1 protein-coding gene is annotated in these 1058 nt (G+C 45.6%); it reads left to right on the forward strand.

The window, feature by feature from the left end; translation table 11 throughout:
• Positions 1-1058: ABC transporter substrate-binding protein (locus tag R7E42_RS25475; RefSeq protein ID WP_318073305.1), on the forward strand; the 1058-nt coding region annotated here is incomplete at both ends.

Below are 1058 nucleotides of genomic sequence, written 5' to 3' on the forward strand. Positions count from 1 at the left end.
TTCGCTTACGATTGCATCGGAAAAAGTGAACGAGCTGAATGAGTCTAAAAACGCCATTCTTATTTCTTCTTATCCCTGGGTTTCAAATATCGATCCCGCAGAGACCTTCCGTCATACCGAATTACACGTAGTCAAAAGTGTTTATGATGGGCTGCTAACACAAAACTCCAATGGTGGCATTGAGCCCGCTTTAGCGCATGAATGGAAAATGGAAGAAAACGTCATGACGTTATGGTTAAGGCCAGGCATTTTTCGTCATGATGGTGAGCTTCTGAGCATAGACGATGTGGTTTGGAGTTTAGAAAGACTCAAGCAAATTAAAGGGCCGGTTTATGAGCTTTGGCAATGCATTGAAACCGTTACTGCCGAAACTCCAAACTGCTTGAAGATAGTGCTCAAACGCGCAAACCAATTCTTTCCATACATGTTAGCCACGCCACATGCCTCAATATTGTGTCGAGACACGGCCTCTTTTGGCTCGGGTTATTCATATCATATCGGTACTGGGCCATTTCGAATCAGCAGTTGGAACAAAGAGAGCATCACGCTGCAAGCGCACAAAGAGTATTTTTCTGCACGCGCGCTTTTGGATCAAATTACGCTTTCTCACGGCGATGTTCAAAACTTGAATATGCTGAGTTTCAATCAAGTCTCAGACCATGTTGAGATTGAAAAAATCAGCGCACTTTCCTATCTCACCTATCGTGAGAGGCGAGATTCGCAACTGACGAAACAAGAGTGGCGCCAGCTTGCCAACTATATTAATCAGCAAAAGCGGCACCATGAGCCACAAAGTGCCGTCGACAGTATTCAGTTATCGCCTCTTGAGCCAGGTTGTAGCGCTGAGACAGCGCCAACGCTACAAGGCAAAGTCGTGCTTGCTGAACCGATATGGACTATCCCGAACCTGATGCGACATTCTGAATGGTTGCATGAGGTAATTCGTAGCACGGGGCTAGAGTTAGAGGTCATCAAAGTGGAAGACATTAGTTTTCCCGAGTCAGTTTCACACTTGGCGGATTTATTGTTCATTGAAGAGGTCATGGAAGCGCCATTTG

The organism is Vibrio sp. Vb1337, assembly GCF_033338715.1.
Classification (GTDB): domain Bacteria; phylum Pseudomonadota; class Gammaproteobacteria; order Enterobacterales; family Vibrionaceae; genus Vibrio; species Vibrio alginolyticus.